This is a genomic window from Dactylosporangium sp. NPDC005572, assembly GCF_040605515.1.
Classification (GTDB): domain Bacteria; phylum Actinomycetota; class Actinomycetes; order Mycobacteriales; family Micromonosporaceae; genus Dactylosporangium.
The window spans coordinates 1-26,236 of record NZ_JBEXCY010000065.1; the positions used below are offsets into that span (position 1 = coordinate 1).

Here is a 26,236-nt window from a genome sequence, read left to right on the forward strand (position 1 = left end):
GACCGCGTCGCGATCATGCAGCACGGCCGCCTGATCCAGGTCGACTCCCCGGACACCCGGCCACCCGGCATGGCATACCCCTTGGGGTCGGGCGGCGGGATGGCTCGGAGCGCGAGACACCCCACGGCGGGCGGTGTGGGCCGGTCGGGGTTGGGGCCATCCCGGAGGCTGCCTCGCCGGCGAGGCGCAGGGTTCGGGGCGGAGCCCCGAGAACTTCGGCTCGTGTTGCGGCGGCCGGTTCATGCCGGCGGCCGGATGGGGTCGGGCGTGGTGCGGGCGGAACTATCGGCGCAGTCGCAGGGCCAGGGCCAGCGAATGCTGGGCCCCGGGGCCGAGTCCCGCGGGAGCAGCGGACAATGAGCCCGGCGGACCGAGGTCCAAAGGATGCCGCACCGGTGCGGGCGGGAGTTCGCCGCTGATGCAGGCGGGGCCGTCGATTTGCTCGCACAGGCTCGGCTGTGGGGCAGTTGCTGGCTGGCCGCGTTGTTGTCTGTGCGGGCTACTGCTTGGCCGGCGTCGTTCGCTGACGTGGCTGGCTGGTCGATCCGCGGCGGCGTTGTGTGAACAGTTTGGCGGTGGCGCCGCGCCAGCGTCGCCTGATGCCGCCCTTGCCGGGTCGGCGGTCGTCGGGTGGCGGCAGGTAGAAGTCGTCGCCGGCGAGCAAGCTGATGAGGGCGTCGTGGGCTGGGCTGGGGAAGGTGTAGCCGGGCAGGTCGGGCTGCCAGGTGCCGCCGTAGCGGGCGAAGATGTCGTGCACGTCCGGCCCGAGCTCGAACTCTTCGGGCCCGTCGACGATGAGCAGGCGTCCGTCGACGGTCGTGGTCCGTGCGGTTAGTTGGTGGCCTTGGAGAGTGGCGTGGCGGGCGGCGACGGCGTAGGCGTGCCAGGTGGGTTTGCTGTTGTCGACGTATCGGCTGAAAGTGCCGCGGGTGATGCGCAGCAGTTGCGCGAACGCGGCGGGGTCGAGCAGGTCGTCGGGGTCCACGTCGAGCGGCGCGCCATGGCTGCGCGCCTGGCCTATGTCGGCGACCTTGGCGAGGTACTCAGGTTTGAACGTGGCGATGTCGTCGATGCGGTACCACTCGCGGCCGGTCTTGCGGCCGTCGGGCATGGTGCGCACGCCGCGGCCGGACGTTTCTGTGTGCCACGGTTCGGGGAAGCCGGTGGCGGCGCGGTGGGCGGCGAGGTTGTCAACGGTCTGCTGGCTGCGGCCGAGGAGTTCGGCGACGCCGGGGCGGTCGGTGCACTCGTGGCCGCGGATGGTCTGCGTCTGCACGGCGTCGTGGTTCCTTCGATGCGGGCTGTCCGCCGTGATGTGGGGTGGCGGCCGAGGATCACTCCGTGGAGTGTTCGCACACCCCGGCCGCCGTTTCCAGAACCAGCCACCCGGCCCAGCAGGCCGAGAAGCCAGATGCAAGTTTAGCCGTCGTGGCGGCCACGGTCGACCGCGGTAAACGGTTGGTGGCCGGCGCCGGGCTGAGTGGCGTTCGTGGTCGGAGCTGGGTCTGTCGTGTGGCGGGCAGGTCCGTGGGTGACATGGATGAGGATCCCTCGCACAGGTCGAAGCCCCGGTGGATGCCGGGGCTGTTGTGGGTTGATGCCGGTTACGCGGTGCAGCGCACGTTGCGGTGGTGCTGAGGTGCGTCGGGTACGGCATCACCGCGCGCCGAACCGTGGTTCGTAGCGCGGTGGTGACGTGCTGCGGTGCAGCGGGCGGATTGTTAGGCGCTCTCACCGGTCGCGGTCGGCGGTGCGCCGGTAGCCGTCCGGGTCGGCCACCACGAGTCCGAGCTCGGCCAGCAGCGGCAGGGTGCGTCTGGCGTCGCGGCCGCTGACCGCGGCTGCGGCGGCGATCTGCTCGGCCGACGTGGCACGGTGCGGCTTGACCGCGTCGAGGATGCGCGCCTGCAGCGCGTCGAGGACATCCTCGCGAAGTTGCCCTGCCCGGGTTGTCACAGCTGGCTCGCCGACGCGGCGGATCTCCTCGATGATCTCCTCGACGCTGCTCACCAGGACGGTCCCTGGCTGCCGCAGCTCGATGTGGCAGCCGACCGACATCATCGAGGTGATCGGCCCGGGTACCACCATGGCCGGTCGCCCGAGGCGGCGGGTGTAGCCGAGCGTGTTGCGCGCCCCGCTGCGTGACCCGGCCTCGATCATGGCTGTGCCCTGCGTTGCTGCCGCGATGATGCGGTTGCGGGCCAGGAAGCTGGTCCTGTGCGGCTGCGTACCGGGCGGCCACTCGGTCAGCAGCAGTCCCTCGCCGCCGATCTGCTCGAGCACGCCGGCATTGGCCGCCGGGTACACCCGGTCGATCCCGCATGCGAGCACCGCCACCGTTGACCCGCCCGCGGCCAGGGCACCCCGGTGCGCGGTCACGTCGATGCCGAGGGATCCGCCGGACACGACGGTCCATCCGCGTTCAGCGAGGCCGTAGGCGAACTCCGACGTCACGTGCTCGCCGTAGGTGGTCATCGCCCTGGCACCGACGACGGAGACCGACTGTGCCAGGGCCTCGGCCAGGTCGAGCGGCCCACGTAGCCACAGGCACAGCGGCGGGTCGGTGTCGAGGTGTAGTGGGTCGTTTCCGCGGCCGACGGCGGTGAGGTCGGCGAGTGCCGACGGCCATTCGTCGTCGGCCGGGGTGACGATCCGGGCCTCAAGCCGGTCGGCGCCTCGCAGCATGTCGTCGGCGATGCGGTCGGCGACGGCGGGAGTGCGTCCGATCGGCTTGAGGCGTACGTCGACGGAGGCGGCGAGGTGCGGGCTGATGCCTTCCCCGTGCAGCATCTGGTCGAGGGCTTGCACCGGCCCGGTGCTGCGGACCAGGTTGCCGAGCTCGCGGTTGCCGGGTGTGGTGAGGGCGGCCAGGACGAGCCAGGCGGTGCGTTCGGTGGTCATGGGTCCCTCCAAAGGAGATTGCGAGTCGGGGTTGGTGGCTTCGAGCGGTGTTCGAGCCGGTCGGGCTGCCTGGTCTGCGGGCTGCCCGATGCGGGCTGTGGGTGCCCGGGGTGGGAGTGGATCGGCTGGTCTGGTGGCAGAGGCCGCGAATGGCGTGTGGCCTGAGCGACGTGCCGGCCGGGAACACGGGTTTGGCGGCGGGTCCGGGCGCGGCGGTCACCGCACCTGGGGCGATGCTGCGGCGTCGTCCAGGGATTGCCACGGGGCGACGCGCAGCGCGGCGGCGCGGTTGAACACGTCGCGGTCCGGGACGGACCAGCCGTCGCTGGATCTGATCTTTCGGTCGCCGTGCTGGTCGATGAGTACGTACCAGCCGGCCTCGCCGCGGGCCTGTCGTGCGGGGTCCACTGGTCCGTATTCGGCGAGGTACGCGGGGGTTCGTGCGGTGGCTTGCTCGTGCAGTTCGGTCGCCCAGCGGCGGGCGATGCTGCCGGTCCAGTAGGCGCGGAAGCGGTAGGTCTGGACGTCGCGGTCGTGGAAGTCGCTCGGCGCGGGGCCGCCCTCGACGTCGCTGGGGTAGTGATAGGCGACGCGGGCGAGGTTCTCCCTCCACAGCGTCCGTCCGATGTCGTCGGCGTCGTCTTCGGTGGTGAGGTTCCATTGGAGGCCGGCCGTGATGAGCAGGTCGAGGTGGTCGCGGCTGACGATCCAGGTGCTCATTGGGACTCCCTTCGCGGCGCCGGTCGAGGTCTGGCGCGGCAGACGGGCCGCCGCCGTGGCGGCGGGCAGGGGCGGTGCGGGAAGGCCACTGGTGTGGCGGTGGCGCTGTGGCAGGCCTGCGCGGGCTGGCCGCGCGACTCTGGTGGTGGGGCGCCGGGCGGTGCCCCACCACCGGATGCGGCTAGTGCAGGGAGAGCACGGCGAGCAGCGGCGTCTTGTCGATGACGCCGAGCGCGGCGACGTGCAGGGACACGAGGCCGGCGACGTGGACGACCGGGTGCAGTGCGTGCTTTGCGATGGTGCGGGTCTTGCGGTGCGGGCGTTCGGTGGCCGCGTGCTGGGCGACGTGCCGGGTCTTGCCCGTGGCGGGCTCGGTGGAATCGGTGCGCTCGATGCTGGGGGTGGAGGACATGTTGGTGGGCTCCCATCGGGCATTGTGGGTGCGGCTCACCCGCATGGCGCCGGATCGGGTGATCCCCGGGGGCGCCGGTGTGCCGCGCTGACGGGGCCGGTCAGAGCCCGCCCTATGCCGGGGCTGCAAGCCTCCAGAAAGAAGATCTTGGCGTCGAGCGGAGCGAGACACGGGCGCCAAGATGTTCTGCGCTGGGGGCTTGGCTGTCCCCGGCTCGGGTGGGCTGACCGTTGTGTCCCTCAGCGGCGGTCGTCTCCGGCGGTCGCTGAGATCCCCAAGCCCCGGCAGCGCAGCGGTGCCGCGCTGCATGTGCGCGTGGGGCGCGGCGACATGTCGCCAGCCGCAGGGCCAGGGCCGCGCGACGGGGCGAGCCGTCACGGGCTACGGTTCGCCGCCGCAAGCCTGCTGGCCGCGCGCAGGCGCAGTGATAGCGGCGGCGCAACTCCCGCAGCGGCAGGGGCCGACTGGCGCCATTGCGTCGTTCCCGTAGGATCGCCACGTCGCCCAGCGTGCCGCGCAGCTGTTCCTCTTCGGCCTCGGCGGCGAACCGGTCGGGGGCGACAGCGAGCAGGTGCAGTCTGATCCTGTCCGGTGCGGCCGGCACCGGCAAGACCACCGCCATCACCCAGCTCGGCAAGACCCACGAGGCCACCGACCGGCTGCGCTATCCAGGGCTGGCGCGGATCCCGGTGGTCTACGTGACTGTCCCACCGGCGGCCACGCCGAGGATGCTGGCGGTGGAGTTCGCCCGGTTCCTCGGGCTGCCCATGACCTACCGGGCCAACATGACGGACGTGATCGAGGCCGTCTGCGGCGTGGCCATCGACGCCCGCGTCGGACTGGTCTGTGTCGATGAAGTCCATAATCTGCAGCTGGCGACCCGCAGCGGCGCCGAGGTATCGGACACCTTGAAGTACTTCTCCGAGCGGATCCCGGCGACTTTCGTGTATGCCGGGATCGACGTCGAACGCGAGGGCCTGTTCTCCGGCACCCGCGGCCGGCAGATCGCCGGACGTTTCAGCCTGGTCGAGACCGTGCCGTTCCCTTACACCACCGAGTGGCAGGGTCTGGTCGCGTCGCTGGAACAGGCGCTCCGCCTGCACCACCACCGCGCTGGAACGCTCAGCCAGTTCGACCAGTACCTGCACCAACGCACCGGCGGGATGATCGGCAGCCTGTCCCACCTGATCCGCGGTGCCGCGATCGAGGCCATCCTCGACGGCACCGAGAAAATCACCAAGACAGTGCTGGAAAGCGTGGAGCTTGATCACGCAGCCGACCACTACCGCACCCGAGCGCAGCCCTCGACATGAGCCATGACCATCGGACCGCCGAGCATGACCAGCTGCGCGCTCTGCCGATCGCGGTCCGGCCACGCCACGGCGAAACCGTCGAGTCCTACATCCGCAGACTCGCTCGCGCCAACCACCTGCGCCCCAGCTACCTGCGCCGCTACCTCGCAGGCCGTCCCGGGCTCACCTGCCCTCTACCGCGCGATCCGCGCAGCCCCGGCCGCCGAACCCGACACCAGCGTCAAGAGCCTCTGCACACGCTTCCGCGTCGGCGCCCGGACCGTGGCCCTGGCCATCGCATCCCCCGAACCCCCACCCTGGAAACCGCCCAACAAGAAATCCCTGCTCGGTCTCCCCGCCATCATCGACGCGCTGCTCGAGCGCCAACCCTTTATCTCGGCGCTGCAGGTCTGAGAGCAGATCCTCGACAACACCGATATCGAGGTCTCCTACGGCAACGTCGCCATGGTCGTCAACCAACGGCGGACTTATTTGGAATCTTGCGTGCCTACCGTTCTCGACCATGATCGAGCTTGAGTAACTCGACCTCACCGACGACGAACGCGCCGCACTCGAAGGCGACCGAGAGACCCTGACGGCCCTCGCCAACCGAGTCGCCGACGTCGCAACTCCATCCGGCCCGACACCGAACGAACTCGGCAACGGCACGGCCTTCATTCCGCTCACCGCCATGCGCGCCAGCCTCCGGGAGGGCCCTCCGTGACGAGAGCGCCTCGCACAGAATCTCGGACGCCCCGTGCGGCCGACCTGCACGGGGCGCCATTGCTGCCCCTTTAAGCGCCTGCCCAATAGTTATGTCCGTAACTCGCCCGGATTGATCGGCGTCCCAATGAGTTGGCCTCGTCGGGGTTTGGATTCGGTTACCACACCAAGAACCAAACAACGACGAGGCCGACGTCAGTATGCGCTCTGCGCACGTGTACGCCAACGTGTCCGGCGAGCAGCACGCCCAGCTCGTCGATGCCCTGCACCGGCAGTGGCGGGTCGCCGCCCGCGCGGTGATGGTCCTGCTGTCCGCGGGTGGGATGAGCGCAGGCGAGATCGCCGAGCTGCTGCACTACGACCCGCGCACCGTGCGGCGGTGGATCGCTCGACACGACACCGAGGGTCTTGCCGGGTTACCCGACCGTCCCCGCTGCGGCCGGCCCCGGCTCGGCAGCGCAGGGCTCGGCATGCGGGTCCGTCGGTTGCTGCTCACACCGAAGGCGTGGACCACCGCCCGGATCTGGCGGGCACTGGGACGTCCACCGTTGAGCCTGCGCACCATGTACCGGCGCATCCGGGAACAGGCCCGCTGGTCCCGGCCACGGCTGATCGCCAAGAGCGACCCCGACCACGACAGCATCTGCGCCGACATCCGCCGGCAGATCGCCGCCCTGCCCAGCGGCTCGGTCGTCCTGGCCCAGGACGAAACCCACCTCGACCTCCTCGCTCGCGTCCGGGCCTGCTGGATGCCCACCGGCCACCGCCACCGGGTGATGACTCCCGGCAAGAATGTCCGCCGCACCATCCACGGCGCCGTCAACCTGGCCACCGGCGCCTTCCACCACCACGTCTCGGTCCACAACGTCTCCGTCGTGTTCTGCTACTTCCTCGACCAACTGCTGTCCGCCTACCCCGCCGCCCCGGTCGTGGCAGTGATCTGCGACAACGGCGGCACGCACCTCAGCGGCATCACGGCTCGGTGGCTGGCCGAGCACCCACGCCTGCGCCTCCTGCGCGGCGCCCGCTACAGCCCTCAGGACAACCCGGTCGAACGGATCTGGGCCGTGATGAAACACCACATCGCAAACACCGCACCCGCCACCATCGCCGTCCGGGTCCGCCAAACCCACGCCTTCTTCCGCAACCGCACCAGCGACCAGAACCTCACCACCGCAGCGCCCTGGACCTCACCCTGGCTACCCGAGGGTTACGGACAGAACTATTGATCAGGCGCTTAATCAGTTCCCCAGCGGGGGCACGGGCGCTCTGCTGAATCCAACCGCCACTGGTCGAAGCGATTCACCGGACTCGTTGGGCGATCCTCAGCTCAGTCAGGTACCGCTTGACAATTCGACCCCCGTAGTCCACGTCGATCAGCCGCGCGATGGAGTTCAGCAGTCCGCTCCGCTGCACGTCCGGCAAGGCACGGTGTCCGGAGTAGGTCAACAGCAGATCCAGGTAGTCAGCTGTCGAGTACGGCAGCTCCCACTCGTATCGGTAGAACTTCGCAGGCCCGAATCGCCCCGACGAGGTGAGCTCCCGATCATCTTCGACGATGTCACGAGCAGTCTCAAGACGCAGGCCCGGTGGGGTCGACGGATCGAAGCGCTCGTAGCACTTCTGGATCTCAACGAAGAATGCCTCGGTCCAGGTGCCGCCAGCGATGTGGTGGGTTCCCACGGTGGCCAGCAGGCCACCGAGACGCAAAGCATCAGCAGACTTCGACACCCGCACCGCGGGATCGATCCAGTGAAACGCGGTAGCGGAGAACACCACGTCGAACGGTTCACCGGGCAACGGCCACTCCTCGAACGCCGCCGTAACGACCTCCACCGCGTCGAACGCGGCAAGATTTCGCCGAGCCACAGCCGCCATGTCCGTGCCCAACTCGACAGCCACGATGCGGTAGCCCCGCTCAGCCAACGGCACGGTCGCCTGCCCAGTGCCACAGCCGATCTCCAGCACTCTTGCCCCAGGCGCTACCCCGGCCGCAGCGAGATCATCAAACATCTGCACCGGGTATCGAGGGCGGGCACGGTCATACCGAGCGGCGTCCTCGTTGAAGGTCGCTCGCAACCTCACGTAGTCATTGCTATCGCTCACCATCCGAGAGTACGAGCGCAGCTCCTACGGCAGGCACCCAATTCTCGATACAAGGCGCGGCAGGGTCCAGCCGCTCGCCCGCCTGCCGATCGTTACCGGAGTTCGCAATAACGTGCCCAAATCATGAACCGCGCATGGATCGGCCCTACGCAGTTCGGGGCAACTTCGATGGCACACATGCCCACCCCGAGGTCAACCCAACCAGCATCGTGAAGGGGCTCCAGCATCCATCCGTGCCATTCAATCGTGTCCGCCCAGGCAGCGGACCTGGGCCCCGAGCACCTTGGATGGCAAAGAACAGTTGTTGTGGACGAACCCGTCGGCGTACGCGCGGGGCGGCCGGATGCCTTCAGCCCGCGCCCAGCCGAGGATGTCGGATTTGGTGAGGTGCGGCGGGTCGCACATCGGGAATCGCACCGTCCACGGTTTCCAGCCGTGTTCGATGGCCGGTGTGCGGCGCTGTTCGGTCCAGTCGATGCCGACGTACAGAATCGTGGTCGCGGGGTCGGCGTTGACAGGTGGGCCAGGCACGGCATGGCTTCTGCTTCAGGTGGTGCTGTGTTATCCGCACTTCGTTCCGATACGGTGCCCATTTCCTCTGCAGAGAGCTCGCGTGGATCTGCGTGGTCGTCTCATGGAAGGCCGGGACGCGCTGCCTTCTACGCAGGGGGCGGAGAGACCGCTGAGTAGAGGCTCGCTCCCTCTCGCAGTCCACGGATGAATCCGGCGACTGCTGCGCGTTCGCGGGCAGGCATCGCCTCGACCGCAGAGAGGATCCATGCGACCTCGGGCGAGAAGGCCTCGGTGTGGGGCCTCGCCATCGGCTCGGGTGGAACAGGTCGCGCCACGGGTTCCGGGCATGCGAAGGTCGTCATGAACTCAAGGGACTCGTTCGAGGCGCCGTCCTCCGATACTCCTGCCCGCAGTTCGATGATGACTGCTGCCAGGCGCCCGTCGACAGGGTCGTAGAGGCCGATCTCGTGTCTGTAGCTAACCTTCCAAGTGTCGCCCAGCAGGCGCATCAGGATGTCGCAGATCGCCTCGGCGAGGGTGAACAACTCGAGCGAAGGCGCGTAGAACTCCTCGTTCGGAGTCCAAACCCTCTTGGTGGCGGCCTCAGCAAAGAGATGATTGGTTTCGGCCTGAGGGCTTGCCGGCAACTCGCGCCACCATCGCGTGTCCACACGCTCTTGGGCCCAACTATCGATCGCGACCATGCCCTGCAGTGCCCACCAGAGCTCGAGCAGAGCGTCCTCGTCGAGTTCCAGGGCGGCGGCGTAGCCGCGGACCATCGTCTCAGTTTTGGGTGGACGGTTGCCGCTTTCGGCCATGGAGACAGCGGCCACGGAGAGCTTGGGCTCGAAGGAACCGGCAACATCGGCTTGGTTCTTCGACAAGCGTTTGCGTACGGCCTGCAACACGCGACCGAAGGCCACCGCCGGACTGGAGCCCGCTTTCACTTCACAAACTCCCTGTGAATCGTGTAGTCTCCGTTTCACAACACGGAGAACTAGTGAAATCTATCATGACGCGCCTTCTCGATCCACGAGTACAGCGCAGTCACTCCGCAGGAGGAAGGAAGCTGCACATGAACCGCCAGCTCCCGAACGACCCCGGCAAGGGCACCCGGCTCCTCGCCGACAGGGCTGAGCAGACGGCCCAAGATTTCAGTCGGATCGCGGCAGCGGTCGTGGTGATCGTCGATGGCGTCAAGCTCATCCATAAGGCCGTATCTCCACTCGTCGCGGAGCTAAGGCGACCTTTGACCAGCCCTCCGGCCAAGATCCAGGTGCTGGTCCCGACAAAACGAGTGTGATAAGGCATCGCGCTGTGTGCGCGACGGTCTGGCGGTGAGCTCAATTTGTGACAGATGGCGCCACGTGGTCGCGACGGAGACGGCCTGGAGCCAGCCGGTAGCCGAGGTGGTGCTGTTCTCGAACGACTTCGCCAACTGCCGAGAGCGTCCGAGGCGACCATGGGCGGCCTCGCCGCGCCACGCGTGCCGGACGGGGCGGAAGACCGGCCGCTTATCGTCCCACCCGGCACGGCGGACCCCGCGATCGTCGCGCCGGCCAAGCGTTCGGGCAACAGCATCGGCGACACCCCGGTCCACCAGAACCCGTTCGAGGCGGCAATGATGCCCCCAGCCCCGCCTTAGCCAGCAGCGCGCCGCGTCGAGCACCTTCGAGCCGGGGTGGTTGACGCCAGAGGATAGTGCAGAAAAGCGAGCAGGGCGCGATCTTGCTGTTGCCAATGAACCGCTGGTCGGCGAAAACCTGCCACGGGGTCCGGCCATCAGCGACGACGACCGGGGTGACGCCCAGGTAGGCGGCGTCGTCGACGAAGCGCCACAGGTCCGGATCCTCGGCCTTCGTGTTCGCCGCGAGGAGGACAAGCCGGTCGGTGCCGTGGGCGGCAGCGACGCGCATCGGGGTCGCCCACGACCCGATGCCGCCGTTCTCCAGAATCTGGATGTCTCATGAGACATCCAGATGCCGATGGGAGGGCGCACGTCAACCGGACTCAGCGGTAGCGCCCAGGCCTGTCCATCGCGGCGGCCCACGAGCCGATGCCGCCGTTCGCCAGAATTCGGACTTCCGCGAGACTGTCGGTCGATCGCCGGCTCGGACTGGGTTACCGGGCGTTGGCGTGTGGGCCGATGTGCACAATCGGACACGTGACGCGCTGCAGTTGGCCCTGCCTGAAGCTCGTGAACCCGATGTTGATTGGTGACTAGCGGCGACCGGTGGGACGTCCGTGTACTTTGAATACGTTCTGCACCTGCTCGGCCCAGAACACGAACGGTTCTGTGAACCGGTAGCCGAGTGCGCGTGCCTCGGCGTAGAAGCCCGAGCCAGGTTCCTTGTCGCCGTACTTGTGCGTGACGATGGATGTCAGAGCCGGTCGTCCTGCGTCGCGCTCGTCCTCGAACACTGCTCCGAGCAGGTGGTTCATGAGGGTCGAGTAGGGTTCGAGATCGACTACATCGACCTGCGCGGCGATTTCGCCGTACCAGGTCATCCGGCGGTCGTAGGCGGCGTCAAGTAGTGCGGAGCGAACCTGTTGCTTCGCGTTGTCCCACTGCTCGTCCGTGAGACCGAACTGCGATGCGGTGCGCCGCATCAGCTCACCCCTAACTCATTTTTCGCGCCCAGTAGGTTCGGTCGGTCGCGTTCCGCAGCATTGCAGTGGCTCAGCGGCGCGCCCTTGATCAGGTATGGCTACCGTCAGCTTTCATTTCGCGGCGCGGCGGAGTCGCTTCATCAATCGGTGCGCCGAATCCGCCTCGTGCTGCTTGAGATGGCGCGTGACGCTGGCCGGCCGACCGTGATAGCCGCAGACGCACGCATCCCAGACTTCAGCCCGCCACGCGGCCTTGATCACCGGATTGCCGGGGTGGTAGCCGTTGTCCTGCAGAAGTTGGGCGACGCTGCCACCGAAATGCAGATCAAGGACCGCAGCCTCGGCGATCTTGTCATGGCCTTGAACGAAGAACGCGCCCAACGCAGTGTCCCTCTCGCAACCACACCAGCAAGTTCCGGTTGGGATGATGCGGTCCGCCCTAGTCATGCTGTCATGGTACGTAATCAAGACGCCAAGTCAAGACATCAATTCAAGACCCGGTGGACGGCGACGGCTCGCCGTCGCCGTCCACCGGTGCGCGTGCCGCCCCAGCGTTCGTGCGTCAGCCTTGGATCGGGCAGCTTCGCAAGTGATCTTCTTCGACACCTGCCCGCTGGGCGAGAGAACGATGAACCGATGGTCGACGAAGACCTGCCACGGGCGGCCGTCGGCGACGATGACGGGGCTGACGCCGAGGTGGGCGGCGGCATCGTTCACGAAGCGCCACAAATCTGGATCTTCGGTTTATGTGTCCGCCGCGAGCAGGACGAGGCGGCCGGTGCTGTGTTCGGAGGCGACCCGCATCGCAGCGGCCCAGGATCCGATGCCGCCGGAGAACTGCACCACGTCATCGGCGGGTCTGCGGGTCGGTGCGGGGTGCGGGTGGCCGGCGGTCAGGGCCATGGCGTCGGCTCCGGGGCTCGTGTTCGCGGGTCGGCAGGTTCGGCATTGGGATCTCCCTTTCGTGAGGTGTCAGTGCAGTGCGGTACGCCGCCCGGCCGGTCGCGTCGGAGGCCGGCCGGGCGGGCCTGGTGCTGCGGGTCAGCGGTGCAGGGCCTCGAAGTCGGTGCTGGCCTCGGCGTAGGTGTCCGCGTCGAAGGTCTCGCCGTCGGCGGTGGTCACGAGGTCGGCGCGGCGACGGTTGCGGCCGGAGCCGGGGTGGGCTTCGTTGCGGCGCATGCTGACCGAGACGTTGCGGGCGGCGAGCATCAGTACCGGCGGCTCGCTGTAGGTGTCGATGGACAGCCGCGAGGCTTGGATGATCACGTCGGTGCCGCGGGTGAGCTCTGCCACGCGGTCGGCGAGCTTGCCCCAGCAGATGACCGAGAAGTGCATCGGCGCGACCTTTGCGGTGGGCTCGCCGTCTGTTTCGCGGCGGTTGACGATGTCGAACTTGGTGAACCGGAAGCCGTTCCTGGTGGCGTCGACGACTGGCGTGGTCTGGATGGTGCCTTCGATGGTGACGTCGAACTGCTGCTGCATGGCCTGCTCCAACGGGTCGGGGATGGTGACGGCGGGGGAGTGGCGGGGTCGGCTGTTGGCCGGCCCCGCCGACGGGGTCAGCTCGCGCGGGCGGGCTCGCGGCGTTCCGCGCCCTCGGGCCACAGGTCCTCGGGAATGTCGTGCCGGTTGGGGGCGTCGGCGCTGCGGCGCAGCGGGGTGGAGACGTCGGCGGCGGTGACCTGCAGCCGGGCGGCGGGATCGCCGGTGGCGCGCTCGGTGTAGGCCCAGGCGGAGAGGTCGTCGCGGCAGGTGACGGTGACCCGCTGACCGCGCTTGAGGTCGGCGACCTGCTCGGCGAGGGCGCCCCAGGCGGTGACGTCGAACCAGGTGGTGGACACGGTGACCCACTCGTCCTGGTCGTTCCGGCGGCGCCGGTCGTAGGCGACGGAGAACTTCGCGACGGACGTGCCCTGCTCGGTGACGCGGAGCTCGGGTTTGTCGCCGAGATTGCCGTCGAAGCTGAGGTTGAACCTGGACATCGGTGGCTCCCATCAGGGGTGCTGGTGCGGTCCCGGCGAGGTGCTGCGGATTTGGTGATCCGGGGTTGCCGGGGTGCCGCGCTGACGGGACTGGGCAGAGCCCGCCCTGGGCCGGAGGTGCAAGCCGCCGCGCGAACGATCTTGGTGTTGAGCGCAGCGAAACGGGTTTGGCCAAGATGGTTCGTGGTGGGGGCTTGACGCCTCCGGCTTGGGTGGGCTGACCTTGGTCCGTTCAGCCGTGGCCGCCCTGGATGACCTCGGCCTCTCTGCACGGCATCCCGACCGGTGGCCGCGGTCCCCGCATGGGCGGCCGTGATGCATGCGCCACCACGCACGAGCGATGCCCTGCATCACCCGGACGTCACTGGTCATCTCGGGGATCCGGCTACGCCGCTGTCGCCGTATCACGGGCGTGGCGGCCCGCACGGTGACGGCACCGGGCTGGGTGGTCCGGTGCCGCCGGTGACGATCAGCGGCGGTCAGCTGCGGGGTCGCCGCAGTCCGGCGCGCCAGCCGGACGCGATCGTCCGCTGGGTCTCGGTCTGGCCGAGGCCGACGGTGCGGGCCGCGTCGGTGAGCCGGGACCAGACGGTGTGCTGGTCGATGCCCCCGCGGGCGGCGAGCTGCCCGAGGCGGAACGCGGCCAGGTGCAGTGCGGTGTTGCGGCCGCCGGCGCTGAGCCGCTGTCCGCCGCGGATCACCGGCCGGGGGGCGGCGAGGATCCGGCTGACCTCGCCTTCCAGCGCGGCCTGGGTGTAGCGGTCCAGGTCGCTGATCTGACCGTCACCAGCGGATAGCTCCGGTGATGGTGGCGGTGGTGCAACGACGAGCCGGCGCACTGCGTCCGGGCAGGTCGGCAGGTCGGCTGGGCCGGTGAACGGCTGCTGGAAGGTGTAGCGGCGGCCGGTGGGGTGCAGCGACGGCGGGGCGACGGCGTAGCCGCCGCGGCCGCGCCAGTCGACGCCGGGCAGCAGCCCGGCCCGGTTGCCCAGCCCGGTGGCGGCGAACCACAGGTGCCAGCCGTACCCGCTGCGGACCAGCGGTCCGGCCGGGCGCACGATGTCGAGGAGGTCGAGGATTGCGCGCAGGCCGTCGTTGGTGTCGATGTCGCACACGTCCAGGCGGGTCCCGGTGGCGACGCCGACGTTCGCGTCGGGCCACCGTCGCCACCAGCGGCGGATACGGTCCGGTTCGGTAGTGGCGTCGTGCAATCCGTGCTGCAGCCTCGGGTGTTTGCCCGGTGAGCCGCAGTCGGTGCGGCCGCGGCAGCTGCACTGCCCGCCACTGTCGGGGGTGTGCAGCGGGACGACGGCGATGCTGGCCGCGGCGTACTGCAGGGCCGCGCCGAGCAGGTCGGCCGCCGTGATCTGTGTCGTCGGGACGGTGAGCATGGCAACCTCCTCGCGATGTGATGTGGTGGTGACCGGCCCGCCGCTGCTGGCGGCGAGGGTTCGCCGGGTGGGTCCGGCGTGCAGGGCGGTCCGGGCGTGCGGTCCCGGCGGCGGTCACCGGCTCCAGCTGGGGGCCGGCATCGTTGCCGGTCAGGGCCCGGTCCTCGTGGGCCGGTTCGCTTCGCCGCGCGATGCGGGAGCGGTCCCATGATGCGCTGCGGTCGTTGACGATCACGACGCGACCGCCGGATCGGCGGCTGCGGCGTTGCCCTGCTCGGCGGCCTCGCGGGCCTGCCGATCGGCGGCGATGTGCAGGTCGGAGATCGCGAGCCAGATGGTGCGGGCGAGCTGCCAGTCGACGTCGCGGTAGCTGCCCAGCTCGAACGGGACCCGGACGCCGTCGAGGTGGATCGTGTACGCGGGCATGGTGTCGCGGATGAGGGCGTGTTTGACGTCGAACATGCTGATTAGCACCGTGTGTGCGGCGGCGGTCAGGGCGTATGTCGATGCCTTCGGCAGCCGGCGCCGGTCCTGGCGGTTCTCCCGGTACACCGGCGTGGCGACCGGCACGTCCAGCAGTCTGGCGACGTGGACGGCGATGTTGCGGCCGAAGGTGTGCACGCCGAGCTCACCGACGGTCGGTTCTGTCGTGATCTGCATGGTGTAGGCGTCTTCGGCCAGCTCGGGCGGCTCAGGGGTGGACAACATTCGACGCTCCTTTGTAGACGTTCGGTGCGTGGGTCGTGCGGTGCTGCCCGAGCCGCTTGACGGCAGCCCGGGTGGGTGACGGTGTTCCGCAGCTGCGGGTCGGGCTCCGGGCGCTACACCGCAGGTGGGTTGCGGCTCGGTTGGCCGCCTATGCGCGGCGAAAGACGGCGATGCGGCCATCGCCGAGGTCGACCTTGTGCACGTCGGCGCGGAACAGATGCTCGGTGAACGCGTCGAGGTTGAAGTACCGGTCGGGTATCCCAGCGGTGGCGAACGCTGTCGTCCACCCGTAGCGGTCGCGTTCAGCGATGGCGAACGCGTGCCGGTTTTCGTGGATGCCGGCGTAGTCGTCGCGGAACGCGGCGGTGACTGTGCCGGGGGTCGGGTCGGCGGCGCTGGCGCCGGCGAGGTCGAGCCAGGTCCCGATCGTCGCGGCCGTCAGGTGGTGCTCGGCGGCGAGGCGTTCGACGGTGCACAGCATGGGCAGGCGGAGCCAGGCGCGGTTGCGGCCGTAGTCGCCGTAGCCGTGGACGTCGAGGATGAGCGCGTCGCTGCCTTCGGCGAGTCCGGTGATCTCGGCGATGTGCAGGCGGCTGGCGGGCAGGTCGGCGGTGACGCGCGTCCGGAAGGTCAGGGTTGGGTCGGCCGGGTCGGCGACGAGGATCCAGGTGCCTGTATCGGCGTCGGCCGGGCGGCTGTCGGGGCGGCTGTCGGGGCGTGTCTGTGGCAGGCCGCCGGGGGTGCGCTGCTCGCGGGTGTCGCGCAGCCGGGCGAGCTCGAGCAGGGCTTGACGGGTCAGCTGGGACAGCGCCGCGACCGCCTGCTGCTGGTGGCGGCGCTGGTAGTCGGTGAGGTCGGCCGGTGGGGTGACCACGGTGGCGGCGAGGGTGAGCCAGGCGACGGGAGTGCCGTCGCTGGAGACCACGTACCAGATGGTGTCCGGGTCGGCCGGGGCGGTGTGGGACCGGTAGACGCTCGCGTGCAGCTGCCGGGCGGCGTCCGGGGTGAGGCTGCCGGGCAGGATCGGCGACAGGTACTGGTAGCGCAGGACACGGCCGGTCAGCCGGCCGGCGTTCACGTCGGCGCAGGCGCTGATCCGCGCCCATGCCTCGGTCTGCGAGGTGCGGTTCATCGGCGGGTCTCCTCGGTCAGTTGCAGGTTGGGTGGGACGGTGCTGCGCCAGGTGCAGGGCATCGGGTCGAGGACCGGCCGGTCGTCGACGGTGACGGCGAGGCCCCAGTCGTCGCGGCCGGCTTCGGTGCCGCTGCTGGTGATGGCGACGTGCAGGTCGGCGGGGCCGCCGGTGGGCTGGGACACCCGGATGGTGTAGGGCCCGGCGGTGACCGTGGCGGTGAGCAGGCCGTAGCGGTCCTCGGTCACGTCGGCGGTGATGTCCCAGGTCTCGTTGAGTAGGGGCCGGCCGCCGCCGGCGATGAGCTGGCCCACGAGGTCCATGAGGTCGCCGCTGGACGGGTCGGCGGTGCTGTTGAGGAATGCGGTGAGTTCGTCGACGAGCACCGAGTCCGGATGGCGCGGTCCAGCTGGAGAACCGGTTTCAGGGCCGATCGTTGAGTTGGCGTCGTTGGTCATGAGGTCGCTCCATCAAGGTCATGGGAGACTCGCTGGTTGGCTGGCCCGCACAACGACAACCGGTGTGGCCAGGCAGGCGTCGGCGGGCCGGCGCGGGACCGGCGGGGCCCGCGAGCGCGTAGGGCCCCGCCGGGCCAGGCGGTTGCAGGTACGGCGATGCTCAGCCGGCGGCCGTGAGCTTCGGCTCGACCAGCTCGTCCGGCTCCTGCCCGAGGTCCTCGCCGGCGTCCGCACCGAGGTCCTCGGTCGGGTCCTCGCTGTGCTCCACGGTGGGCTGGTCGGGGTCGCTGCCCGCGGCGTTGCTGCCGGCGACATCGCCGGTGTCCGACGGCGTCGGTCCCTTGGTGTGGGCGGGGCTCACGGCGAGGTCTGCCACGGCGTCGGCGAGGTCCTCGTCTGTCTCCTGGTCCGGGCTGCCCGACTGCTGGCCGTCCCCGTCGGCCTCGTCCTCGTAGTCCTCGTAGTCTTCGTCGCCGGTGGTGCGGGTGAAGGAGTCCAGGAGCTGCTGCTCGGCGTCGGCGAGGCCGTAGCCGTCCTCCACGAGCTGGGCGTACCAGTCGACGACGGCGGTGCGGTCGAATCCCCACCCCTGGCTGTCGGTGGCGCGGGCGAGGTTGCGTTCCTGGGCACAGATCCACCGGGCCACGCAGCTGCGCCGTAGCCGGTCCTCCCCGGCGGTGCGCAAGACGTCGTCGCTGCTGCCGCCAAGGTTCGCGTACAGGCCGTCGACGTCAGCGAAACTGATCTGGTGCACGCGGATGAGGTCCTGGCGCAGCGCGGCGAGGAACAGCCGCTTCGCGCCCTTGGCAGGCCCGTAGGTGGCCAGGATGTGCTTGCGGCGCAGTCCCTCGGCGGCCTCGAGCGCTTCGAGGAACGCAGCGCGGGCCTGTTCAGCCTCGACCTGCGCGGCGATCTCCTCGTCGGTGAGCTGCCGGCCGTAGGTGGGCTTGAACTTCGTGTAGCCGTACTTGGCCGGGTCGGTGCAGTACACCAGCGTGTCGGCGCCGCTGCCGACCTTCTCCACGAACGCGGCGAAGCCGGGCAGGGTCTTGACCTTGTCGGGGTCGAGGCGGTTGCCGTCGCCGTCGATGAGCTGCCGCACGTCAGTGGCGGTGCTGGTGTACCCGAACCCGGCCGGTTTGCTGGTAACGGTGACACCGTCGATGACGAGCTTGGCCTTGGCCAGCTCTTTTGCCTTCGCGGAGGCGATCTTCGCCAGCTCGCCGGCGAGGGTGTGCTTGCGGCTCCACCCGGCCTGGGCGTTGAGGACCTTGGCGAGGGCGGTCGGGTGGTCGCCCAGGGCCTCGATGTTGTCGTCGATCTCGTCCAGGCTGAGCTGGCCGCTGTCGAGGGCCGCGGCCACCGCCTTGGGCAGTCTGCGCAGCCGCAGGCTGCGCACCACGGTCTCCTCCGGCACGCCGCGCACGGCGGCGATCCGCTCGGTCGTCCAGTCCAGGAGGGTGAGCTGCTCGAACGCCTCGGCCTCCTCCGAGGCGGTCAGACCGACGCGGTGGACGTTCTCGGCCAGCTGGGCCAGGATCCGCTTCACCTCGTCGTAGTCCGTGGCCAGGATGCACGGTACCCGGAACTTCCGCACCAGGATCGAGGCGTACTTGCGGCGGTGGCCGATCACGATCTGCCAGGCGCCGTCGTGGTCCGGTGCCGGGACGACCACCAGCGGCTGGAGGATGCCGACCTCGTTGATCGACGCCTTCAGCTCGGCCAACTGCCGGACACTCGCCGGAAGGTCCTCGAGGTCGCCGTCGACCAACGTCCGCAGTTCCTCGATGTCGGGGTCATCTGCCAGCGGCTCGGGTGTAAGCCCGAGACTGGCGCGCAGGTTCTTGCGCAGGTTCTTCGGGTCGTCGACCAGCTCGCGGGCGTCGAGGTATGCGGTCACCAGCGGCGGCAGCTCAGCGTCGTCGTCGGCCGCGTCGTGTCCGGTCGGGTTCGCGACGGTCGTGTCGTCGGTGGTGTCGGTCTGCTCGACGGGCTCCGGCTCGGTGATGTCGGTGCCGTCAACCAGGTCGGTGACGCCGAGGCCGCTGCCGTCGAGATCCTTGGTGGTGGGGTCGGCCGAGGGCTGTAGGACTGCTGTACTCATGGTGCTCGTCCTCCACAAGGAGTGAGAAACGGGTTACCGCCATCGGCCTTCGCGCGAGCCGGTGTGCGGTGCTGGCCCGATCCGCCCGGCCGGCCGATCGGCGCCGGCCGGCAAGACCCAACCCCTGCGATTCCTGCGTTGAGGGCGGGTTGCTGGGGTGGGTCTTGCGGGGCAAGCCGCGGTCGGCCAGGATCGAGGGCCAGCAACCGCATCCGGCCGCCCGCGGCCGCGGGCGGACGCGTCACGGCGCCCGTGCTCCTGGTTGCGTCCAATGCGACACGGCATGCTGGTGGGCGGCCCGGAGGTGTTCGCCGTCGTTGCCGCAGCGGTGACACAGACCGATCTGCGGTCTGGTCATCCCGTACTCGTCCGGGTCCAGGCTGTAACCGGCGCCAAACTCACCCAGCACACCGCGAGGGTCGTTGTCGCCGTCGTCGCAGCCCCACGGCAGCCACCGGCATGCCACGCACCGGCCGCGGTAGCGCACGACACGATCCCGGCCACCCCAGCCGCCGGACCAGACCTGGACCGGCCGGCCCGCGGCCGCGGCACCGGTGAACACGGGCCGCTCGACGCGGACCGCCGGCTGCTGCGGCGTCGTGAGCAGGTACTCCGGGCGGCCGCTCCAGAGCGGTTTGGCAAGCCTCACAATCCGGCATGTGACTGCCGACCGGGACTCGGCGAACGCGCAGGCAGGCAGCGGCGTGTGGCTGCCGTGGTGCTCGATAAACACCCGCGCCTGCTGGTACTGGGCATCGCTGCGCGAGGCGACGCTGTCGGGGACGACGGCGACCAGCCAGCCGCCCGGACGCAGCAGGCGCCAGGCCAGCCAGACATGCTCCAGCCACCGGTCCAGCCTGCTACCGGGCGACCCTGCAGCAGCATTCCACGGCGGGCTCATCACAACCGCGTCGAACATGGTCCGTTCGGTGGCGGCGACGGCCGCGTACTGCTCGAACGTGCACGGGTACAGCTGCACGGCCGAGTGCTTGCCACGTGGTCGGCGGCGCACATCGCGGCCCGTCCGCGGTCCGGTTCGACCGCGACGACGCGCACGCCCGGCTTGGCCCGCCGGATCGCCGAGACAAGGGAGCCGTCCCCGGCGGACGGCTCCAGGACCAGCGCACCGGGCGGCAGGTGCCGCAGGTCGGTATTCGGCACATCGCAGAGTTCGCCGGCGAGGTGGTCCGGGGTGCGGTCGCAGCCGTGACCGGTGCGGTCGGGGCCGGCGCCCCGTGCGCGCGGGGGAGGCCGCGCGGCCGGTTGGGCTTGTCGGCATCGAGCCGGCTGGGACGGGCAGCATGAGCGGCTCTTGTTCACGGTGGGCGGAGGCATGCCAAATCAGCCGCCCGCGCACCGGAATCGGCAGACGGGGTGGCTGTGGGCGAGTGCGGGATGTTCCGGCTGAGATGATGCGGACCGGCGGGTCCGGCCCGCGACCGACGATGCGTCGACGAGCTCCACGAGCAGCGACCGCTGGTACCTGTCGATGACGTCTTGGGCGTCGCTGCGGAGCGTCAGCTGGTGGGTGGTGGGTCACGGTGGCGCGCTGCGGGCTGGCCGGCGGGGCGGGGTGGGACCTTGCCGAGGACCCGGACGGTGGTGGACGCGGCGATGGGTGCGCTGTGGGGGCCGCGGAGGTAGGCGAAGACGTACCGCCAGCGGCGCAGCGATCGTTCGGGTCCATACGGTTGCTGCCGCCAGAAGCCGGAGACCCATCGCCGGACGTGCGGCGTGGGTTGGTCGGGTGTGGCTGATGCCGGTGACGGTTGGGCGGGGCGGGAATGTGCGGAGCGGCCCCGGAGCTGTACCAGCCGGACAGCGGGCAGCGGGCGGCGGCTGCGCCGGTAGGCCCTGGCGATGCGCGGGTCGGGTTCGACCTCGATCGTTTCGGTGCAACGCTGGGCGATGAGCAGCAGCGTGGCAACCAGCAGCGGCACGCCGTCGCCGGCCGCGATGCCCTGTTGCGTGGCGTGGGTGGCCGTGACGGGCAGCAGCCAGCCGATGTCCTCGCGGAGATGTTGCAGTGCCTCGGGCGGCAGGCCGGCGCCGATGCTGCGGTAGGTGGTGATGGTGATCTCGTCGGCGGTGCTGGTCCAGGAGGCGGCGCTGACCCGGCGTGGGCCGTGGGGCTGTGCCCAGAGCAGCAGTCCGTGCGGGACCGGTAGGTCGGCCGGGGCGAGCGTGGTGCCGGCCGGGAGGTCGCTGGCGGCGTGGCGGGCGAGGTCGGTGAGTTCCTCGTCGATGGCGTACAAGTGGGCCTGGTCGAGCCCGTCGGCGATCGTGCGCCGGACCGGGGCGCCGATCGCCGTGAGCGTGGTGGAGCCGGCGCGCAGTAGCTTGGCGGTAGCGTCACGGGCTTTCGGCAGGGTGGTGGCCGGGATCGGGGTGTGGGGCCAGTCGGTGGTGGTGATGAGGGTGGTGCCGGGCTGGCGGGTGGCCAGGACGGTGGTGTGGATGCGGTGCACGGCTTGGGCGGCGATGGTGTCGGTGGCCCAGCTGGCGCCGTCGACGGCCCGGCGCGCGAGGGGCGCGGCCTTGCCGGCGTCGACGAGGCGGGCGCACGTGATGCACGCGGCCCAGGTGTCGCCGAAGTTGTGGGTGGTCTGGGTGTTCTCGCCGATGGTGACCGCGTGGACCGGGCCGCTGCGGATGGACAGGATCGGGTACGGGTTGCTGCAGAAGTCGCAGTCGCGGGCCACGGCGGCGAGCTGGTCGGCGGGGACGGGTGCCGGTCGATGGTCGTAATCGCGAGGGCCGGTCGGGTGCAGGTGGGAGACGCCCCCGCCGGGGGTGCGATAGGTATTGAGGATCCGGCCGCAGGTGGCGCAGGCCATCTCCGTGGGCGGTCCGCCGAGTCGACGCGGAGCGATCGGATCGGCGGTCACGGTTGCGCTCCGGGCTGGTCGCCGGGCGAGGCATCGACGGTGCGCAGCTGTCGGCGCTGCCCGGGTGGCAGAGGCGGCAGGTGGTTCCTGTGGGGCTGGTAGGTCTGCTGGCGTGGGGAGGGTTCGCTGCCGGTGCGGCCGGGGATGTGGCAGGCGGCGAAGGCGGTGAGCGGCGAGCGGAGACGGTGCATGGGCGTGGGCTCCAAGCGGGGGCGGAAACGAGACGGACCCGCCACGTGGGCGGGTCCGGGCATTGCGACGGACTGGGGTTGGGGCCGGTCCAGGGGGATCAGGGGCCGCGGAGCCGGATGCGGGCCTCGTCGGCTTCGGTGAGCAACCTGGCGGGCAGGTGGGTGACGTGTTCGGCCAGCGCGCGGGTGATGCGGTGCCAACCGTCGATCACGAACAGGCCCGCACCGGAGATCGGAGCGATGAGCAGCGGCCGGGACAGGTCCGCCGCCCCGGCCCGGGCCCGGTTCACGCCGATGAGCTGGACGATCCCGGCCAACACGGTGACGTCGACCCGGCGAACGGGATATTCGGCGGCAATGGCGTTGCCGGCGGTGACATCCCAGGCCCAGGCGAGGAAGTGGAACACCTCCCGCTCGGCACCGGCGGTGCCCTGCTCATGGGCGACGTTCACCGTCGCCCCCGAGCGCCGGGCGCCGGGTCAGCGCCGACGGCGCTGCGGTGGGGCGTCTCGTGTGGCGGCCACGGCCGTGGTTTGAGGATCAGGAGCATGGACGTGACTCCTTGGCAGGCGTGAGTGTGGGCGGACCGGAGCCGCACGACGGTGATCGGGCGCAGGAAAGGCATCGAGGCATCCGCCCAGGGGTGGGGCCGATGAACACCCCGGCGTGACCACAACCGCACGCAGGTCGCGGTGCGTCAGGGGTGCCCGGGCCCAAAGGGCCCGGGCGCGGGTAGCCGTCAGGCGTGGGCGGCGGCGAGGCGCATCGCCTGGACCGCGTTGCTCTCCAGGTCGAACGCGGCGTCGGCGTCGTCGAGGGTCTGTGCCACCGACGTGACGGCGTGCATCACGCCGCCGGCGGAGATGTCTGCGCCGCGGATGAAGTGCGCCAGGATGCTGTCCTGCTGCTCCTCGGTGAACCGCAGCTGCTTGCCGACGACCTTCAGCGTTGTGTCGGGCTCCTTCAGCTGCGTGTCCGCGGTCGTCTCCAGCTCGCGGAGCATCTCAGCGACGTAGTCCGCGTCGAGGAAGGCCCGCACGGCGTCGGTGGCCCGCGAGGTGATCAGTTCCAGGGCCTTGGTGTTGGTCTCGGTCGACCACTCCACGACGCCGTCCTCGTCGGCCAGCCGGCCGCCGAGGTGGGCGCGGCGCAGCACGTTCTCGCCGATGACGAGGCCGTTGGAGCAGACCTCGAACCGGACCCACGGCTGGATGGAGAACGCCCCGCAGCCGGTCTCGGAGTTGGTGATGGCCAGCCCCGCGGACACGATCGGCAGGTCGCGGCCGGAGCGGCCGTTGAAGGGCGACCGGTAGTTTGCCAGGAGCTTCGGGGCCATCACCTGGATCTCCGGGGAGATCATCTTCACGTACATGCGGCGGTCGGTCAGGTCGCAGGCCACCACGTCCACGGCCGTGCCGGCGCGGCGGATGCCTTCGAGGGCGGACATGGCCACGTCGAGGTTGTCGATGCGGGCGTACTTCGTGGACAGCACCGCCCGTGCGATCCCGCCGCCGGCGTTGTTGCGCAGGACCCGGATGAGGAACCGGCGGTCGGTGCGGGTCAGCCAGCCGTTGACGTTCTCGTCGTACAGGTCGGGGTGCTCGGCGGCGAGCTTGCGCAGGTAGGCGGTGGGGATGCCGAGCTTGTCGGCCAGGCCGGCGTTGGCGATGTCGTTGGGCTGGTAGACCCCGGCGGTCATGGTGACGCCGTCGGGGGTGAGTTCGGGCTCGGTCTCGTCCAGCACCAGTTGGCCACCGGCGGCGCGCATCCGGCCGGAGCCGGCCTTCACGTCGAGGCGGCGGGTGGACTGGTCACGCAGCAGGTTGATGAGCTGGCCGAGCTGCAGGTTGCGGGTGTCGGACATGGCGATGGTGGGTGCGGACATCAACGACTCCTCGAAGACGCGGGGCATTCGGTGCGCCGCCCAGCCCGCACGCGGCGGTGCGGCTGGTGCCGGAGGTGCCCGTCACGACAACGGGCTGAGCGGCGGTTCCCGAGGGCCTCCCCGTGGGGGCTGGGAACGAGGGCCCGTTGCCCGCCTGAGCGCAGCTGACGTCAAGCCCATGCGCCGGGCCGGAAACAGGCGCCAAGTAGCTCCCTGACCGTCAGGCCAGGGAGCTCGCGGCGCCCCGGCCCAAGCAGGGGCTTGACGACGGCCAGCCAGGCGGGAGCGTGAGTCCTCGAACCAGCCCCACAGGGCGAGCACCCTGCCGCCGTCAGCCGTGTGACGTCAGGCCGGTAGCCATCCGGGCGCGTTTGAGGCTGCGGTTGTGGTCCGCAAGGCTCGCGGCGGAAGAGGCCGTGTCCGCCGAAACAACGCTCCGATGTCGTTCCTCCCTGCCTCATTACGGAGCATCCCTTGAGCACCCGTACGAAGCCCAAGCTTGGGAAGCTAGGCCCGGCGCCCCAGTTCGGTGAAAAGCTGTACACGCTGCTACGTCGACGTCGATAGGGGCCGGTACTGGCGCGGGCCGCTGGATGTCAGAACGCGGCGGCCCTCATCACGTCGTACGGCGACAGGTCTGCGCGCACCCGCACGAACCCGGCCCGGTGCCGCCACCTGCCGGCCTCCTCGTCGAACGCGGCGTCGACGAGCACCTCGACGACCACCGTCGGCTGGACGGGTACGTATACGAGCGGCCGTCGCTCGCCCAGCTGCCCTGCCCAGCCAGCCGGCAACGGGACGGGCCACGGGTGCGGGATGGTGCCACCGCGGCGCTGGGCGATGTACCGAACGAGGGCCTGGCCGAGCTCGGCTGCGTGGCTGGCGGGGACGGGATTGGTGATTCCGACGTACCGGAGCCGGCCGCTGGCGTCGTACCGGCCGAGGAGCAGCGAGCCGGGGGCGGAGAGGGTGCCGGTGACGCCACCGACGATCGCTTCGGTGGTGTTCCGGGTTTTGACCTTGGTCCAGCTGCGGCCGCCGGACACGTACGGGCCGTCGGGCGCCTTGCAGACGAGGCCCTCAACGCCGGCGTGCTGCCACTCGACCATCCACGCGCGGGCCTTGGCCGGATCGAGGGTTTGCGGGCAGAGTTGCAGTTGCGGCGGAGCGCCGACGAGCAGCGCCTCGAGCCGGGCGCGGCGCTCGACGAGCGGCAGCCCGGTGAGGTCGTCGACGCCGTCGTGCAGCAGGTCGAACACGACGTAGTGGGCGGGCCTGGCCGCGGCCTCAGCGGGCAGCCGGTGGCCGGCGACGACGCGGCGCTGCAGGGCGACGAAGTTCGTGCGCTCCCGGGCTGGGTCCCAGACGATGAGCTCGCCGTCGAGGACGCCAGGCGGCAGGCTGCGCAAGAGTCGGGTGACGTCCGGGAAGTACGGCGTCAGGTTCCGCAGGTGCCTCGACTGAAGCATGATCCGGCCGGGCTGGATGAACGCGAGGCACCGCCACCCGTCCCACTTCGGCTCGTAGATCATCCCGGCGGGCAGGTCTGCGGCAGGGACGGCGTGCATCGGCTCGATAGGTGGCCGCACAGCAAACCCCGGTGAGCAGCGGCAACACAGATCACGCTACCCGCGGCGGGAGGATGAAGGGCCGGCCGCGCGATCGGCGGAGGAGTTCCGCCGCCGCGGCCACCCATCCAGCTCATCCTCGCCGCGTCCTCAGCGCTCGTCCGGGCCGGCGCCGTCGCAAAGGACTACACGCCGGTTTCGGAAGCTGGTCGCCGAGCCTGGCGCGACCATCCTGGACTTGCAGGCCGGCGAGCTGGAGCTCGTCGCTTCGGCAGTCGGCGCTGTGAAAAGTGACCTGACCGCCGCTCCAACGCTGGCACGACAATGACCCCGCACAGCAGCGTGGCCCGCTGCTGTCGTGCAATGGCTCAGGGGCACACGTGGTGGAGTGGGCTCTCTCGTTCGCCAAGGTTCGGCCGTCGCGGAGCAGACGTCCCGGCCAGCGAAGCAGTCGTGCGTCAGCGCTTCGATCCAGTGAGGGTCGACCCGGGAGGTGCCAGGTTCGCTCGTCGTGGCCGTCCTTGCCGATTAAGGCATGTATACGCGCGGAGGGTCGCCCAAGCTGCTCCGAGTGTTTCTGGCTGTTTGTGACTTTGCGCGACAGGTGGCGGAGATCTTCTGCATGACTTGGCGGAGGCCGGAGTGGGCGACG

28 protein-coding genes are annotated in these 26,236 nt (G+C 70.0%); 5 read left to right on the top strand and 23 right to left on the bottom strand.

From position 1 onward, the window contains the following. Nucleotides 1-499: 499 nt before the first annotated feature. The 4 genes from ABZS66_RS27990 to ABZS66_RS28005 all read right to left on the bottom strand — a co-directional run bounded on the left by ABZS66_RS27990 (nucleotide 500) and on the right by ABZS66_RS28005 (nucleotide 4,033). Nucleotides 500-1,276, bottom strand: coding sequence for a hypothetical protein (locus tag ABZS66_RS27990; protein WP_354762656.1), 777 nt, complete (start codon nucleotides 1,274-1,276; stop codon nucleotides 500-502). Nucleotides 1,277-1,731: 455 nt separating this feature from the next. Next, nucleotides 1,732-2,901 (bottom strand): DNA-processing protein DprA, encoded by a 1,170-nt coding sequence (dprA, locus tag ABZS66_RS27995; protein WP_354762658.1) that lies wholly within the window; start codon nucleotides 2,899-2,901, stop codon nucleotides 1,732-1,734. Nucleotides 2,902-3,117: 216 nt separating this feature from the next. Beyond that, the gene (locus tag ABZS66_RS28000; RefSeq protein WP_354762660.1) at nucleotides 3,118-3,621 is read right to left on the bottom strand and encodes a hypothetical protein; all 504 of its coding nucleotides are present in this window, start codon (nucleotides 3,619-3,621) and stop codon (nucleotides 3,118-3,120) included. Nucleotides 3,622-3,802: 181 nt separating this feature from the next. Further along, complete coding sequence (locus ABZS66_RS28005) at nucleotides 3,803-4,033, bottom strand: hypothetical protein (RefSeq protein WP_354762662.1); 231 nt, start codon at nucleotides 4,031-4,033, stop codon at nucleotides 3,803-3,805. A 509-nt stretch (nucleotides 4,034-4,542) separates the two neighbouring features. Between ABZS66_RS28005 and ABZS66_RS28010 the strand changes: the two genes are divergently transcribed. The 3 genes from ABZS66_RS28010 to ABZS66_RS28020 all read left to right on the top strand — a co-directional run bounded on the left by ABZS66_RS28010 (nucleotide 4,543) and on the right by ABZS66_RS28020 (nucleotide 7,277). Further along, the gene (locus tag ABZS66_RS28010; protein WP_354762664.1) at nucleotides 4,543-5,346 is read left to right on the top strand and encodes an ATP-binding protein; all 804 of its coding nucleotides are present in this window, start codon (nucleotides 4,543-4,545) and stop codon (nucleotides 5,344-5,346) included. A gap of 261 nt (nucleotides 5,347-5,607) precedes the next feature. Next, on the top strand, nucleotides 5,608-5,739 hold the full coding sequence (locus ABZS66_RS28015; protein ID WP_354762666.1) for a hypothetical protein: 132 nt from the start codon (nucleotides 5,608-5,610) through the stop codon (nucleotides 5,737-5,739). Nucleotides 5,740-6,248: 509 nt separating this feature from the next. Next, on the top strand, nucleotides 6,249-7,277 hold the full coding sequence (locus ABZS66_RS28020) for an IS630 family transposase (RefSeq protein WP_354762668.1): 1,029 nt from the start codon (nucleotides 6,249-6,251) through the stop codon (nucleotides 7,275-7,277). A gap of 73 nt (nucleotides 7,278-7,350) precedes the next feature. On the opposite strand, the gene ABZS66_RS28025 is transcribed toward ABZS66_RS28020, so the two are convergent. From ABZS66_RS28025 to ABZS66_RS28035, 3 genes are all read right to left on the bottom strand, one after another. After that, a complete protein-coding gene (locus ABZS66_RS28025; RefSeq protein ID WP_354762670.1) occupies nucleotides 7,351-8,154 on the bottom strand; it encodes a class I SAM-dependent methyltransferase in 804 nt (267 codons plus the stop codon). Between the two features lie 240 nt (nucleotides 8,155-8,394). Continuing rightward, complete coding sequence (locus ABZS66_RS28030; RefSeq protein WP_354762672.1) at nucleotides 8,395-8,685, bottom strand: hypothetical protein; 291 nt, start codon at nucleotides 8,683-8,685, stop codon at nucleotides 8,395-8,397. A 128-nt stretch (nucleotides 8,686-8,813) separates the two neighbouring features. Continuing rightward, nucleotides 8,814-9,614 (bottom strand): helix-turn-helix domain-containing protein, encoded by an 801-nt coding sequence (locus ABZS66_RS28035; RefSeq protein ID WP_354762674.1) that lies wholly within the window; start codon nucleotides 9,612-9,614, stop codon nucleotides 8,814-8,816. 128 nt (nucleotides 9,615-9,742) lie between these two features. On the opposite strand from ABZS66_RS28035, the gene ABZS66_RS28040 reads away from it, so the two are divergent. Together ABZS66_RS28040 and ABZS66_RS28045 are read left to right on the top strand one after the other, a co-directional pair. Beyond that, on the top strand, nucleotides 9,743-9,970 hold the full coding sequence (locus tag ABZS66_RS28040) for a hypothetical protein (protein WP_354762676.1): 228 nt from the start codon (nucleotides 9,743-9,745) through the stop codon (nucleotides 9,968-9,970). Between the two features lie 382 nt (nucleotides 9,971-10,352). Further along, on the top strand, nucleotides 10,353-10,637 hold the full coding sequence (locus ABZS66_RS28045; RefSeq protein WP_354762678.1) for a hypothetical protein: 285 nt from the start codon (nucleotides 10,353-10,355) through the stop codon (nucleotides 10,635-10,637). 250 nt (nucleotides 10,638-10,887) lie between these two features. Here the strand turns inward: ABZS66_RS28045 and ABZS66_RS28050 are convergent, their stop codons facing one another. The 16 genes from ABZS66_RS28050 to ABZS66_RS28125 all read right to left on the bottom strand — a co-directional run bounded on the left by ABZS66_RS28050 (nucleotide 10,888) and on the right by ABZS66_RS28125 (nucleotide 25,584). Next, nucleotides 10,888-11,277 (bottom strand): hypothetical protein, encoded by a 390-nt coding sequence (locus ABZS66_RS28050; RefSeq protein WP_354762680.1) that lies wholly within the window; start codon nucleotides 11,275-11,277, stop codon nucleotides 10,888-10,890. Nucleotides 11,278-11,388: 111 nt separating this feature from the next. Further along, a complete protein-coding gene (locus tag ABZS66_RS28055; protein ID WP_354762682.1) occupies nucleotides 11,389-11,658 on the bottom strand; it encodes a hypothetical protein in 270 nt (89 codons plus the stop codon). Nucleotides 11,659-11,754: 96 nt separating this feature from the next. Next, entirely contained in the window at nucleotides 11,755-12,006 is a 252-nt protein-coding gene (locus ABZS66_RS28060) for a hypothetical protein (RefSeq protein ID WP_354762684.1), read from the bottom strand. Between the two features lie 15 nt (nucleotides 12,007-12,021). After that, the gene (locus ABZS66_RS28065; protein WP_354762686.1) at nucleotides 12,022-12,180 is read right to left on the bottom strand and encodes a hypothetical protein; all 159 of its coding nucleotides are present in this window, start codon (nucleotides 12,178-12,180) and stop codon (nucleotides 12,022-12,024) included. Nucleotides 12,181-12,318: 138 nt separating this feature from the next. Continuing rightward, complete coding sequence (locus ABZS66_RS28070) at nucleotides 12,319-12,759, bottom strand: single-stranded DNA-binding protein (RefSeq protein ID WP_354762688.1); 441 nt, start codon at nucleotides 12,757-12,759, stop codon at nucleotides 12,319-12,321. A gap of 77 nt (nucleotides 12,760-12,836) precedes the next feature. Then, nucleotides 12,837-13,259 (bottom strand): single-stranded DNA-binding protein, encoded by a 423-nt coding sequence (locus tag ABZS66_RS28075; RefSeq protein ID WP_354762690.1) that lies wholly within the window; start codon nucleotides 13,257-13,259, stop codon nucleotides 12,837-12,839. Between the two features lie 479 nt (nucleotides 13,260-13,738). Continuing rightward, complete coding sequence (locus ABZS66_RS28080; protein WP_354762692.1) at nucleotides 13,739-14,650, bottom strand: bifunctional DNA primase/polymerase; 912 nt, start codon at nucleotides 14,648-14,650, stop codon at nucleotides 13,739-13,741. 231 nt (nucleotides 14,651-14,881) lie between these two features. Continuing rightward, nucleotides 14,882-15,358 carry a hypothetical protein gene (locus tag ABZS66_RS28085; RefSeq protein WP_354762694.1) on the bottom strand — a complete coding sequence of 159 codons (477 nt, stop codon included), beginning with the start codon at nucleotides 15,356-15,358 and terminating at the stop codon, nucleotides 14,882-14,884. A gap of 148 nt (nucleotides 15,359-15,506) precedes the next feature. Next, nucleotides 15,507-16,490 (bottom strand): hypothetical protein, encoded by a 984-nt coding sequence (locus ABZS66_RS28090; protein WP_354762696.1) that lies wholly within the window; start codon nucleotides 16,488-16,490, stop codon nucleotides 15,507-15,509. Next, nucleotides 16,487-16,948 (bottom strand): hypothetical protein, encoded by a 462-nt coding sequence (locus ABZS66_RS28095; protein ID WP_354762698.1) that lies wholly within the window; start codon nucleotides 16,946-16,948, stop codon nucleotides 16,487-16,489. The genes ABZS66_RS28090 and ABZS66_RS28095 overlap by 4 nt, the downstream gene beginning before the upstream one ends. A 160-nt stretch (nucleotides 16,949-17,108) precedes the next feature. Further along, the gene (locus ABZS66_RS28100) at nucleotides 17,109-19,052 is read right to left on the bottom strand and encodes a ParB/RepB/Spo0J family partition protein (protein ID WP_354762700.1); all 1,944 of its coding nucleotides are present in this window, start codon (nucleotides 19,050-19,052) and stop codon (nucleotides 17,109-17,111) included. 241 nt (nucleotides 19,053-19,293) lie between these two features. Continuing rightward, nucleotides 19,294-19,971 carry a hypothetical protein gene (locus ABZS66_RS28105; RefSeq protein ID WP_354762702.1) on the bottom strand — a complete coding sequence of 226 codons (678 nt, stop codon included), beginning with the start codon at nucleotides 19,969-19,971 and terminating at the stop codon, nucleotides 19,294-19,296. Between the two features lie 598 nt (nucleotides 19,972-20,569). Beyond that, a complete protein-coding gene (locus tag ABZS66_RS28110) occupies nucleotides 20,570-21,940 on the bottom strand; it encodes a hypothetical protein (RefSeq protein WP_354762704.1) in 1,371 nt (456 codons plus the stop codon). Nucleotides 21,941-22,229: 289 nt separating this feature from the next. Further along, nucleotides 22,230-22,583 (bottom strand): hypothetical protein, encoded by a 354-nt coding sequence (locus tag ABZS66_RS28115; RefSeq protein WP_354762706.1) that lies wholly within the window; start codon nucleotides 22,581-22,583, stop codon nucleotides 22,230-22,232. A gap of 287 nt (nucleotides 22,584-22,870) precedes the next feature. After that, entirely contained in the window at nucleotides 22,871-24,016 is a 1,146-nt protein-coding gene (locus ABZS66_RS28120) for a DUF932 domain-containing protein (protein WP_354762708.1), read from the bottom strand. A 596-nt stretch (nucleotides 24,017-24,612) separates the two neighbouring features. Then, complete coding sequence (locus tag ABZS66_RS28125) at nucleotides 24,613-25,584, bottom strand: ATP-dependent DNA ligase (RefSeq protein ID WP_354762710.1); 972 nt, start codon at nucleotides 25,582-25,584, stop codon at nucleotides 24,613-24,615. Nucleotides 25,585-26,236 lie beyond the last annotated feature (652 nt).